The organism is Mesorhizobium sp. WSM4813, assembly GCF_055811555.1.
Genome location: NZ_JBVVQU010000099.1, coordinates 1 through 11596 on the forward strand (window position 1 = coordinate 1; position 11596 = coordinate 11596).

16 protein-coding genes are annotated in these 11596 nt (G+C 64.2%); 11 read left to right on the top strand and 5 right to left on the bottom strand.

Annotation, left to right across the window (positions count from 1 at the left end):
* Positions 1 to 72: 72 nt before the first annotated feature.
* The 3 genes from AC0L25_RS31300 to AC0L25_RS31310 form a co-directional block, all read right to left on the bottom strand.
* On the bottom strand, positions 73 to 777 hold the full coding sequence (locus tag AC0L25_RS31300) for a glutathione S-transferase family protein (protein WP_473599002.1): 705 nt from the start codon (positions 775 to 777) through the stop codon (positions 73 to 75).
* A gap of 72 nt (positions 778 to 849) precedes the next feature.
* Positions 850 to 2058 carry a beta-ketoacyl-[acyl-carrier-protein] synthase family protein gene (locus AC0L25_RS31305; RefSeq protein WP_473599003.1) on the bottom strand — a complete coding sequence of 403 codons (1209 nt, stop codon included), beginning with the start codon at positions 2056 to 2058 and terminating at the stop codon, positions 850 to 852.
* Positions 2059 to 2316 (bottom strand): acyl carrier protein, encoded by a 258-nt coding sequence (locus tag AC0L25_RS31310; RefSeq protein WP_023801503.1) that lies wholly within the window; start codon positions 2314 to 2316, stop codon positions 2059 to 2061.
* 195 nt (positions 2317 to 2511) lie between these two features.
* Between AC0L25_RS31310 and AC0L25_RS31315 the strand changes: the two genes are divergently transcribed.
* The 5 genes from AC0L25_RS31315 to AC0L25_RS31335 are packed head-to-tail and all read left to right on the top strand — an operon-like array spanning position 2512 to position 4908.
* Entirely contained in the window at positions 2512 to 3354 is an 843-nt protein-coding gene (locus tag AC0L25_RS31315; RefSeq protein WP_473599004.1) for an urease accessory protein UreD, read from the top strand.
* Positions 3355 to 3382: 28 nt separating this feature from the next.
* Positions 3383 to 3685, top strand: coding sequence for an urease subunit gamma (locus tag AC0L25_RS31320; RefSeq protein WP_023801505.1), 303 nt, complete (start codon positions 3383 to 3385; stop codon positions 3683 to 3685).
* A 25-nt stretch (positions 3686 to 3710) separates the two neighbouring features.
* The gene (locus AC0L25_RS31325) at positions 3711 to 3968 is read left to right on the top strand and encodes a DUF1272 domain-containing protein (protein ID WP_473599005.1); all 258 of its coding nucleotides are present in this window, start codon (positions 3711 to 3713) and stop codon (positions 3966 to 3968) included.
* Between the two features lie 32 nt (positions 3969 to 4000).
* Complete coding sequence (locus tag AC0L25_RS31330) at positions 4001 to 4594, top strand: HupE/UreJ family protein (protein WP_473599006.1); 594 nt, start codon at positions 4001 to 4003, stop codon at positions 4592 to 4594.
* 8 nt (positions 4595 to 4602) lie between these two features.
* Complete coding sequence (locus tag AC0L25_RS31335; protein WP_473599007.1) at positions 4603 to 4908, top strand: urease subunit beta; 306 nt, start codon at positions 4603 to 4605, stop codon at positions 4906 to 4908.
* A gap of 47 nt (positions 4909 to 4955) precedes the next feature.
* On the opposite strand, the gene AC0L25_RS31340 is transcribed toward AC0L25_RS31335, so the two are convergent.
* Entirely contained in the window at positions 4956 to 5450 is a 495-nt protein-coding gene (locus AC0L25_RS31340) for a hypothetical protein (protein WP_473599008.1), read from the bottom strand.
* Between the two features lie 126 nt (positions 5451 to 5576).
* The gene (locus AC0L25_RS31345; RefSeq protein ID WP_473599009.1) at positions 5577 to 5960 is read right to left on the bottom strand and encodes a hypothetical protein; all 384 of its coding nucleotides are present in this window, start codon (positions 5958 to 5960) and stop codon (positions 5577 to 5579) included.
* A 178-nt stretch (positions 5961 to 6138) separates the two neighbouring features.
* Here AC0L25_RS31345 and ureC point away from each other — a divergent pair, with 178 nt between their 5' ends.
* The 6 genes from ureC (at position 6139) to AC0L25_RS31375 (ending at position 11433) form a co-directional block, all read left to right on the top strand.
* Positions 6139 to 7851, top strand: coding sequence for an urease subunit alpha (gene ureC, locus AC0L25_RS31350; RefSeq protein WP_473599010.1), 1713 nt, complete (start codon positions 6139 to 6141; stop codon positions 7849 to 7851).
* A 414-nt stretch (positions 7852 to 8265) separates the two neighbouring features.
* Positions 8266 to 8841, top strand: coding sequence for an urease accessory protein UreE (ureE, locus tag AC0L25_RS31355; protein WP_473599011.1), 576 nt, complete (start codon positions 8266 to 8268; stop codon positions 8839 to 8841).
* Entirely contained in the window at positions 8834 to 9505 is a 672-nt protein-coding gene (locus AC0L25_RS31360; protein WP_473599012.1) for an urease accessory protein UreF, read from the top strand. The genes ureE and AC0L25_RS31360 overlap by 8 nt, the downstream gene beginning before the upstream one ends.
* On the top strand, positions 9502 to 9942 hold the full coding sequence (locus AC0L25_RS31365) for a DUF3995 domain-containing protein (protein WP_473599013.1): 441 nt from the start codon (positions 9502 to 9504) through the stop codon (positions 9940 to 9942). The genes AC0L25_RS31360 and AC0L25_RS31365 overlap by 4 nt, the downstream gene beginning before the upstream one ends.
* Positions 9939 to 10580, top strand: a complete 642-nt coding sequence (gene ureG, locus AC0L25_RS31370; protein ID WP_473599014.1) for an urease accessory protein UreG — start codon at positions 9939 to 9941, stop codon at positions 10578 to 10580. Before AC0L25_RS31365 ends, ureG begins: the two co-directional genes overlap by 4 nt.
* An 85-nt stretch (positions 10581 to 10665) precedes the next feature.
* Positions 10666 to 11433 (top strand): class II aldolase and adducin N-terminal domain-containing protein, encoded by a 768-nt coding sequence (locus AC0L25_RS31375; RefSeq protein WP_473599015.1) that lies wholly within the window; start codon positions 10666 to 10668, stop codon positions 11431 to 11433.
* Positions 11434 to 11596 lie beyond the last annotated feature (163 nt).

Here is an 11596-nt window from a genome sequence, read left to right on the forward strand (position 1 = left end):
CATTACACGCCGGCGGAATGCGCCAACTACATCAAGAACGCCGGATATGCGTCTACCTAAAAACAGAACGCTCTAGCTCCGCGCGGGGATAGCAAGACCTTTTTGCACCGCCGGCCGGGCAAGGCCGCGTTCCAGCCATGCCGCGACATGGGAAAAATCGTCGAAGCCGACCAGCTCCCTTGCCTCGTAAAAACCGATCAAATTGCGCACCCAGCCCAGCATCGAGATATCGGCGATTGTGTAATCGTCGTCCATGATCCAGCTGCGGCCCTTCAGCCTCGTCTCGAGCACGCCGATTAGCCGCCGCGACTCGTCGCGATAGCGCGCCAGCGGCCGCTTGTCGGCGATCTCGCGTCCGGCGAATTTGTGGAAGAAGCCGACCTGCCCGAACATCGGCCCAATCGAGGCCATCTGGAAGAACACCCACTGGATGGTTTCGTAACGCCGCGCTGGGTCGGCCGGGATCAGCCTGCCGGTCTTGTCGGTGAGGTAGAGCAGGATGGCGCCGGATTCGAACAGCCCAATCGGCCTGCCGCCCGGGCCGTCCGGATCGATCATCGCCGGGATCTTGCCGTTGGGGTTCAGCGACAGGAATTCCGGCGTCCAGCTTTCGTTCTTGCCGATGTTCACCGCATGCGCCTCGTATGGCAGGCCGATTTCCTCCAGCGCGATCGACACCTTCACCCCGTTCGGCGTCGGAAACGAATAGAGCTGGATGCGGCTGGGATGGCTGGCCGGCCAGCGCGTGGCGATCGGAAAGGCGGACAGGTCGGTCATCGAAACTCCTGGGGATTTTTCGCGCGGCAGCGCGTGGCAAGAAGTCTCGCCGTATCTGGGAACCGGTTGCGGTCAGACCGCCTTGAACGCCAGCACCGCATTGGTGCCGCCGAAGGCGAAGCCGTTGCTGATCGCCGCGCGCACCTTGCGCTCGCGCGCCACATTCGGTGTGATGTCGAGATCGCAATCGGCGTCGGTTTCGCGAAAATTGGCGGTCGGCGGCACGATGCCTCCGCGGATCGCCATCACGCAGGCGATCAGCTCCAGCGCGCCCGACGCGCCGAGGCAGTGGGCGTGCATCGATTTGGTCGAGGAGATCGAAAGCTTTTGCGCATGGTCGCCGAAGACGCGCTTGATCGCCGCCGTCTCGATCTGGTCGTTGGCCTTGGTGCCGGTGCCATGCGCGTTGACGTAGTCGATGTCTTCCGGGTTGAGCCTGGCATCGACGAGGCAGAAGCGCATCGCCGCCTCCGGCCCTTCGACGGTCGGCGCGACGATGTCGGACGCATCGCCGGAAAGGCCGGCGCCGGCAATTTCGGCGAGTATAGGGGCGCCGCGCGCCATGGCATGCTCGTAGGTTTCCAGCACAACCATGCCGGCGCCTTCGCCGAGCACCAGGCCCTGCCGATCGGCCGAAAACGGCCGGCAGGTGTCGGGCGCCAGCACCCGCAGCGCCTCCCAGCCTTTCAGAATGCCCCAGACCAGCGGTGCATCGGTGCCGCCGGCGAGCATGACATCGGCGCGGCCGAGCCTGATCTGGTCGACCGCCGAGGCAATCGCGTGGTTGGACGACGAGCAGGCCGAGGTGATGCCGAAGACCGGCCCGCGCAGGCCGAGATTCATGCTGACATGGCCGGCCGCAGCACCCGGCATCACTTTCGGCACGGTGAAGATGCCGGTGCGGTTCTTGCCTTCGAGCAGGATGGCGCGATAGCTCTCTTCGATCGCCTCCCAGCCGCAGACGCCGACGCCGACGATGGAGCCCATCCGGTAGGTGTTGGCTGCGTGCGAGGTTAGTCCGGCTTGTTGCGCGGCCTCCCGCGCGGCGATCGTCGCCAAAAGGCTGAAGCGATCCATTGAGACGACCTGCTTGCGGTCGATGCCGTGCTCGGGAAGCGTCCTGATTTCGCAGCCGACCCTGATTTTCAGGTCATGCAGCTCCGAATTGACGATCGGGCCGATGGCCGAGCGGCCGGCGCGCATCTCGTCCCAGATCGCCGGCACATTGGTGCCGAGCCCGCATAAGCCGCCGATGCCGGTAATGACGACGCGCTTGTGCATTCAGTCAGGCTTTTTCGCGATCAGTGCGCGAACCGCCTCGACCATGTCGCCGACGTTCTTCAAATTGCTCCAGGCATCCACCGTGTTCATCTCGATCTCGATGCCATACTGTTCCTCGAGGTCGAAGATGATCTCCGTCAGTTCCAGCGAATGGATGCCAAGTGAGGTCAGTTCGGTGCTGGTGGTGATTTCTTCGCCACCCGGCTCGGCATGGGCCTTGATCTTCTCGATGATGTCCGTTGCCAGCTGGTCAGCCATTCGGTTCCTTCCCCAACCCTTGTCGTTTCTCGACGCCAACGGATCGGCGCCTGTTTTCCCCAGGCTCAAATTGTCATCATCGCCTTTGCCAGGCGCTGCGTGACCGTACCAAGACGGCTCCTCTATAGAAACCGAAACGTTGTCAAGCAACAAGCTATATGTCGACAAAGCCGGCGGAGTGCTAACGTTAGCGCCATGGATATGATCGAAAATGGCCTGACCTTTGTCCCGCCGACCCAGCGTGTCGCCGGAATGGCGCAGCTCGGCTGCGACAAGAATGGCGGCCGCACGCGTATTCGGCGCCTGTATCAGGATGGTTCCGCCAAGATCCGTATGCCGGCCGTCTCGGCCGATCCGCTCGAAGCCGTCCTGATCAACACCGCCGGCGGCCTGACCGGCGGCGACCGCCTCCGTTGGGAGGTCGATGTCGGCGCCGGCGCCTCCGCCACCATAACCACCCAGGCCTGCGAGAAAATCTACCGCGCCGCGGCCGATCATGCCGAGGTGCGGGTGAAGCTGACGGTCGGCGCTGGCGGCCGCATCGCCTGGCTGCCGCAGGAAACCATCGTCTTCGATCGATCGGCCTTTGCCCGCAGGCTCGACCTGGAGCTTGCCGCCGGCGCCGAGGCGCTGGTACTCGAGGCGACCGTCTTCGGCCGCCTCGCCATGGGCGAACGCGCGACGCACGGCAGCTTCCACGACCGCTGGCGCATCAGCCAGGACGGAGCGCTTGTTCATGCCGAGGATTTCCGCATCGGGCCCGGCATCGCGGCCATTCTCTGCCGTTCCGCCGTGGCCGGCGGCGCCATCTCCATGGCCACGGTGCTGATGATCTCACCGCGGGTGGAGGCTTTGCTCGATCCGGCCCGGGACATCATCGGCGGCCAGGGCGACGCCAGCGTCTGGAGCGTGAAGAAATCTGGCAAGCTTCTTGCGAGGCTGTTTGCCGAGGACGGCTACCAGCTCCGCAAGCGGCTGGTTCCGCTCGTCGAATTGCTCAACGGACGGGCGGGTCTGCCCAAATTATGGTCACTCTGATTCCGATTATGTCATTCCTGGGATACGCATGAACCTGACGCCAAGGGAAAAGGACAAGCTGCTCATCGCCATGGCGGCGATTGTGGCGCGCAAGCGGCTCGAGCGCGGCGTCAAGCTCAATCACCCGGAGGCGATCGCGCTGATCACCGACTTCGTCGTCGAGGGCGCCCGCGACGGCCGCCAGGTCGCCGAGCTGATGGAGGCCGGCGCCCATGTCGTCACCCGCGCGCAGGTTATGGAGGGCATTGCCGAGATGATCCACGACGTCCAGGTCGAGGCGACGTTCCCCGACGGCACCAAGCTGGTGACCGTGCATGAACCGATAAGGTGAGGGCCGATAAGGTGAGGAGAGGAAAATGCTTGAACTGCGCCCCAACTGCGAATGCTGCGACAGAGACCTGCCGCCTGAGGCGACGGATGCGCTGATCTGCACCTTCGAGTGTACCTTCTGCGCCGAGTGCGTGGAACGTGTGCTGGGCGGCGTTTGTCCGAACTGCGGCGGTGATTTCGCACCGCGCCCGATCCGGCCGGCAGCGATGCTGAACAAACATCCCGGCTCGACAAAGCGCGTCCTCAAGGCCGAAGGCTGCGGCCCGGCGCGCAACGCCGCGTGACGGCACGATCCCGACAGCGAAAAGGCATATCGATGGTCCCCACAACGATCAAACGCACGTCCCTCTCGGCGATATTGCTTCTCGCCGCCGCAATGCCCGCTTTTGCCCATGTCGGCATCGGCACGACCGCGTCCTTGTCAGCCGGCTTCATGCATCCGCTCTCCGGGCTCGACCACATGACGGCGATGATCGCGGTCGGGTTGTGGGCGGCGCTCAAGGGCGGCAAGGCGGTTGTTGCCTGGCCGCTCGCCTTCGTTGGCGTCATGCTGGCGGGCGGCGCGCTCGGCATGCTGCAGGTGCCGCTGCTGTTCGTCGCACCGGGCATATTGGCGTCCGTCGTGGCGTTGGGGCTGCTCGTCGCCCTCGCGATCGATCTTCCGGTTTCGGCCGGCGTCGCTATCATCGGCCTGTTCGCGCTGTTCCACGGTCACGCCCATGGCACCGAGGTGCCTGAAAACGCCGGCGGGCTCGGCTATTTGGCCGGCTTTGCCGTCGCCACCGCACTGCTCCATGCCGCCGGCCTCGCTGCCGGTCTTGGCCTCGGCATCAGATTTCCGGGCCTTTGCCGCGCCGCTGGCGGCGCCTGTGCTGCCGTCGGTGCCGGTCTCGCCTTCGGCATGCTGTGAGGCTGGCGATGATCCCGGGCGAAATCATCACGGCAGGTGGCGAGATCGAACTCAACAGGGGCCAGCCGACCGTCACCATGAAAGTGGCCAACAGCGGCGACCGGCCGGTCCAGGTCGGCAGCCACTACCACTTCTTCGAGACCAATGAGGGTCTGAAATTCGATCGCGACAAGGCGCGGGGCATGCGTCTCGACATCGCCGCCGGCACGGCGATGCGCTTCGAGCCCGGCCAGGAGCGCGACGTCACTTTGGTGCCGCTCGGCGGCAAGCGCGAGGTCTACGGGTTCCAGCAGAAGATCATGGGCACGCTGTGAGATCCCCTGGGCGCGTTGTGCGATCCAGAGCGTCGAGCAGTTTCGGCTCAGCTGGGCGGCTTGGCCGCCGCGTAGATGACGACCTTTCCAGGATCATCGAATTCCACGGCGAGAACGTCTTCGGTCAGCACGCGTCGAGAGTCGATGGCGTTGAACAGCAATGCGTTCGCCTCGATCTCCTCGCGCAGTTCCGCAATGTCGTCCTGATGCTGCTCGACCTTGCTTTCTATCGCCGGCGGCAGACCGCCTTCCGTGCGCGCGGCGTCGGTAAGGAACACGATATCGACTTTGTCGAGCTTGGATGTCTTGCGCACCGTACCGATGTTTTCACGCGTCCGGTCGATCGCCGTGGCGACTTTGCCGGCTTCCACAGCCGTGTTGGTCTCTTCCTGGCCGACCTCCGAGCCGACGATCTTGTCGACGGTATCCGGGCCTTCAAGGCCCTGCGCATTCAGCGTGGCCTGGGGAACGCTCGCCGCAAGAAACGCAGTTGCGGCAATCATATGCAGCCATCTGGTGTCGGGGAAGGTGGTGATCGCCATCGCTCGCTTTCAGAGACTCTTTCGAGACTGGGTACTACGCCAAAAAGTCGAAACGCATCCCGGCCTGCGAAGGTTCCCTCCCCAATGCGGCGGGCCGACCTTGTGCCGGCCCGCCACAGCGCATCGTCAGCTCGCTTTCTTGGTGATCAAAGTCAGCGCGCCATTGGTGTCCATGCTGGCGGCGATCACTTGCGCCGAGGTAAGTCCTTTGGCTTCGAGCGCGGACTTGACCTGGGGCGTTGCGTCGATCGAGCTGCGCAATTTCTGCAGGCCGTCCTCGCCGCGCTTGGCGATCACTTCGTTGACCTTCGTTTGCGTTTCCTCCGGCAGTTCCTCGATGTCGACGACGTTGACGGTCTGAATCGCCGGCGCTGCCGGCTGAGCGCCGGGTGCCGCGGGAGCGGGCGAAGCCGGCGGCTCGCTGGGTTGCGGCGCAGGCTGTTGCTGGGCGCTGGCAGCGGTCGCAAGCAGGAGGGTGGCGGCGGCTGCGAGAGATATCGTTTTGCGCATGGATCTTCCTTTCCATCGATTGGCAAACGGTCGCTTTGGGTGAACCCGGCCACCTCAAACGTTAAATGGGATTGGAAGGTGTCGCCCAGCGGGTCATTGCGTGACCATAGGATGGCGACAATGTGGGGCCGGGCTTCGGCCGGCTGTATTTGGGGCCGTATTTCGGGAGCAATTGCTGATGGCTAGAATCACCCGCGCCGCCTATGCCCAGATGTACGGCCCGACCGTCGGCGACAAGGTGCGGCTGGCCGATACCGAACTGTTCATCGAGGTCGAAAAGGATTTCACCCTTCATGGCGAAGAGGTGAAATTCGGCGGCGGCAAGGTCATCCGCGACGGCATGGGCCAGAGCCAGGTGTCCCGTGCGCAAGGCGCGGTCGACACCGTCATCACCAATGCGCTGGTCGTCGATGCATCAGACGGCATCTTCAAGGCCGATATCGGCCTCAAGGACGGACGCATCGCCGCGATCGGCAAGGCCGGCAATCCGGACATGCAAAACGGCGTCACCATCATCATCGGTCCCGGCACCGAGATCATCGCCGGCGAAGGCAAGATCCTGACTGCCGGCGGCTTCGACGCGCATATCCACTTCATCTGCCCGCAGCAGATCGAGGAGGCGCTGATGTCAGGCATCACCACCATGCTCGGCGGCGGCACCGGACCGGCGCATGGCACGCTGGCGACGACCTGCACGCCTGGACCATGGCATCTGGCGCGCATGATCCAGTCCTTCGACGCGTTCCCGATGAACATCGGCCTGTCAGGCAAGGGCAACGCGTCCTTGCCGGCCGCGCTTGAAGAGATGGTGCTGGGCGGTGCCTGCTCGCTGAAGTTGCACGAGGACTGGGGCACGACGCCGGCGGCAATCGACTGCTGCCTGTCGGTCGCCGACAACTATGATGTGCAGGTGATGATCCACACCGACACGCTGAACGAATCCGGCTTTGTCGAGAACACGGTGGCGGCTATCAAGGGCCGCACCATCCACGCCTTCCACACCGAAGGCGCCGGCGGCGGCCATGCGCCCGATATTATCAAGGTTTGCGGCCTGCCCAACGTCATCCCGTCCTCGACCAATCCGACCCGGCCCTACACCGTCAACACGCTGGCCGAGCATCTCGACATGCTGATGGTCTGCCATCATCTGTCGCCATCGATCCCCGAAGACATCGCCTTTGCCGAAAGCCGCATCCGCAAGGAGACCATCGCCGCCGAAGACATTTTGCACGACATTGGCGCCTTCTCGATCATCTCGTCGGACAGCCAGGCCATGGGCCGTGTCGGCGAAGTAGCGATCCGCACCTGGCAGACCGCCGACAAGATGAAGCGCCAGCGCGGTTCGCTGCCGCAGGAGACCGGCGACAATGACAATTTCCGCGTCCGCCGCTACATCGCCAAATACACGATCAACCCGGCGATCGCACACGGCCTGTCCAACGAGATCGGTTCAGTGGCCGTCGGCAAGCGCGCCGACCTGGTGCTGTGGAACCCGGCCTTCTTCGGCGTCAAGCCCGACATGGTGCTGATCGGCGGCATGATCGCCGCCGCCCCGATGGGCGATCCCAACGCCTCGATCCCGACGCCGCAGCCAATGCACTACCGGCCGATGTTCGGCGCCTATGGCAAGGCGATGACCAACTCGTCGGTCACCTTTGTCTCGAAAGCCGCGCTCGATGCCGGCCTGCGTGGCCGGCTCGGCGTCGACAAGCAGATGGTCGCCGTCGAGAACACCCGCGGCGGCATCGGCAAGCATTCGATGGTGCTCAACGACGCCACCCCGCATGTCGAGGTCGATCCCGAAACCTATGAGGTCCGCGCCGACGGCGAATTGCTCACCTGCGAGCCGGCCACGGTGCTGCCGATGGCGCAACGGTATTTTTTGTTTTGATCCCTACCGTCGCCTTGTTGGAATCGTTGCCTCAGAGCGTCACGACGGTGCAGAACCTTTGATGGCGGAGCGAGGCGCCCCCCTCTGTCCTGCCGGACATCTCCCCCACGAGGGGGGAGATTGGCAGCTTTGGCGCGCCGCTCGCTCCTGCTACAGTGGCGGTTCGCGAAGGCGGTGGTGACGGCTGATCTCCCCCCAAGTGGGGGAGATGTCCGGCAGGACAGAGGGGGGCGCGAAGGATCACTACAGATCCGCATTTATCCGGAGCCGCTGCCACCGACCGTCGCTTTCACATCGCCTTCGTCGCCGTCGCCCTCGTCTACCAGATATCGTTTATCCTGCGGCTCTTCGACACGATCGCCATTGGGGCGGCGGATGCGATAGGCTACGCTTGTTGGGAAAGGCAGGCTTTACATGAAGCTAGACATCCGCACCGATTTCACCAAATTCCCGCGTGCCGTCTCGGTGCTCGCCGCCGGCCAAGCGGGAGCGGTCACGCCATATGACAGCGCAGTGCTTGCCCATGACGAGCGGCATCTGCGCCGCCGCGCCATCGAAACGGCCCGTAGCGACAAGGTGCTGGTCGACCTGCCCGAGCCGATTGCCTTGAACGATGGCGACCGGCTGGTGCTGGAGGATGGCCGCCACATCGAGATCATTGCGGCCGAGGAACCGCTCTACGATATCCGTGCCAGCGGCCCTGTCCATCTAGCCGAGCTTGCCTGGCACATCGGCAACCGCCATCTTGCCGCCACCATCGAAGCGGAACGCATCCTCATCCTGCGCGACCATGTCATCAGGACGATGCTGGAAGGGCTGGGTGCGACTGTGAGCGACGTTTCCGAGCCGTTCAAGCCGGTGCGCGGCGCCTATTCCGGGCACAGTCACGGTCATGCCCATGCCGAGGCGCATGCACACAGCCAAGCCGAGGCGCATTCCCATACGCACAGCGAATCGCACTCGCACAGCCATTCACACGACCATGACTGACCAGCCTTCCAACGTCGCTTTGTTGCGTCTGATGGCGTGGCTGTCGCCTGCCTTCCCGGTCGGCGGTTTTTCCTACAGCCATGGTCTCGAACAAGCCGTGCATGCCGGCTTGGTCGCCGACAGCAAAGACCTCGCCGCATGGCTGGAGACGCTGGTCGAGATGGGCTCGGGCTGGAACGATGCCGTGCTGTTTGCCGAAAGCTGGCGGCGCGCGCGGCAAGCCGGCGATCTCGCCGAAATCGCCGCACTCGCAGAGGCCTTGGCCGGCTCGCGCGAGCGCCACACTGAGACCATGCTGCAGGGCGCGGCCTTCCTGAAGGCGGCATCGGCCTGGCCGTGCCAGGTGCTGGACCGTCTGCCCGCCGAGTGCGCCTATTGCGTCGCTGTCGGCGCGGTGGCCGGTGGCAATGGCATCGCGCTGCAGGACGCGCTAGCCGCCTTCCTGCAGACCTTCTTTTCCAACCTCGTCCAGGCCGCAATCCGGCTCGGCGTCGTCGGCCAGACCGGCGCCACCGCGCTGCTCGCGGGCTTCGAACCGCTGGCGCTCGGCGTCGCCGCCCGTGCCGCCGGCTCGACGCTGGACGATCTCGGCGGCTGCGCGCTCGTCTCGGACGTCATGGCGATGAAGCACGAGACGCAATATTCGCGGCTGTTCCGCTCATGATCGTCCTCGCTTTCGCGCTCTCGCTCGTCCTGCTGCTGATCACGACGCTGCATGTCTATTGGGGTATTGGCGGCATCTGGCCGGGCAGGGACGCTGCCTCCTGCGCCCGCGCGGTGGTCGGCTTCCGTGGCGTCGACGAAATGCCGGCGCCCTTCGCCAGCTTCGCCGTCGCCGCCTGCCTCGGCCTGGCGACGCTGTGGCCGATGGCGCTCGAAGGCGTGTTTGCCACGCCCTTTCCCAAGGCCGGGCTTGCCGCGACAGCGCTGCTCATCGCACTGGTCTTCCTGGGGCGCGGCATTGCAGGCTTCACGCCGTGGTGGCGCCGGCTGGCGCCCGAACAGCCTTTCGCGCGGCTTGATGTCAGCTACTATTCGCCGCTCTGCTTGGTTGTAGGGCTCGGCTTCGCCTTCCTTGCCATCACGGAGTTCGTCGCATGACACAAGTCAATGGTCCTCTTCGCGTCGGCATCGGCGGCCCGGTCGGCTCCGGCAAGACGACGCTCACCGAAAAACTCTGCAAGGCGCTGCGCGACGAGTTCTCGATCGCCGTCGTCACCAACGACATCTACACCAAGGAAGACGCCATGATGCTGGCCCGGCTTCAGGCGCTGCCCGAGGATCGCATCATCGGCGTCGAGACCGGCGGCTGCCCGCATACCGCCATCCGCGAGGACGCCTCGATCAATCTGCAGGCGATCGCCGAGATGACCAAAAAATTTCCCGATCTCGACATCGTCTTCATCGAATCCGGCGGCGACAACCTCGCCGCTACTTTCTCGCCCGACCTCGCTGATCTGACGCTCTACGTCATCTCGGTCTGCCAGGGCGAGGAGATCCCGCGCAAGGGTGGGCCGGCGATCACCCGGTCCGATTTCCTGGTCATCAACAAGAGCGATCTCGCCCCTTATGTGAACGTAGACCTCGATGTTATGGAGAGCGATGCCGCCCGCATGCGCGGCAAGCGGCCGTTCGGCTTCACCGACCTGTCGCGCGGCAAGGGCCTGCAGGAGGTGATCGATTTCATCGTCGAGCATGGCGGGCTACGCGTCGACGCCGCCAGAAGCACTGCGGCGTGAGGCAAAGCGTTCGTCTGCACCAAACGAAACCGGTTGCGCGCATCTGCGGCGCGCGGCATCCTTGCTTCTTTCACGGAGGTTTTCGATGAGCATCGCCCGCCTGCAGAAAGAACCGCTGACCAACCTGCCCTTCTACGAGGAGCGCGTCGATCTGGCCTGCGCCTTCCGCTGGACGGCGCGGCTCAACATGCACGAGGCGGTGGCCAATCATTTCTCGCTGGCCGTCAACGATGACGGCTCGCAATTCCTGATGAATCCCAACCAGGTGCATTTCTCACGCATCAAGGCGAGCGACCTGCTGCTGATCGACGCCAACGATCCCGATACGCTCTCCGGCCCGAATGCACCCGACCCGACGGCATGGGGCCTGCATGGCGCCATCCACCGCAATGTCCGTCATGCGCGCTGCGTCATGCATGTGCACTCCATCCACGCCACGGTGCTGGCTTCGCTCGCCGACTCGACGCTGCCGCCGATCGACCAGAACTCAGCGATCTTCTTCAACCGCCACGTCGTCGACAGCCACTATGGCGGGCTCGCGTTCGAGGAAGAGGGCGAACGCTGCTCGCAGCTGCTCACCGATCCGAAGGTCAAGGTGATGGTCATGGGCAATCATGGCGTGCTGGTCATCGGCGATACCGTCGCCGACACCTTCAACCGCATGTTCTATTTCGAACGCGCCGCCGAGACCTACATCAAGGCGCTGTGGACCGGCCGATCGCTGCGGGTCCTGTCGGATGAAATCGCCGAGAAGGCGGCGACGGAGCAGGAAGATTATCCCGGCCAGGCCGAGCGGCACCTTTCCGAACTGAGGGCGATCCTCGACGAGCAGGAGCCGGTTTACAGAAACTGAGAGGCCTTCCTCCGGTAAGTGACCAACGCAATCGCATTTGGATTTTTGCGAAGAGGGACCCCACCCCTAACCCCTCCCCACAAGGGCTAGCGTGCGCACACATCTGCTTCGGAGGTGTCAAGGGAGTTTTGGCCGGGCAGCAGGTTTGGCTTGTGGGGTTGGA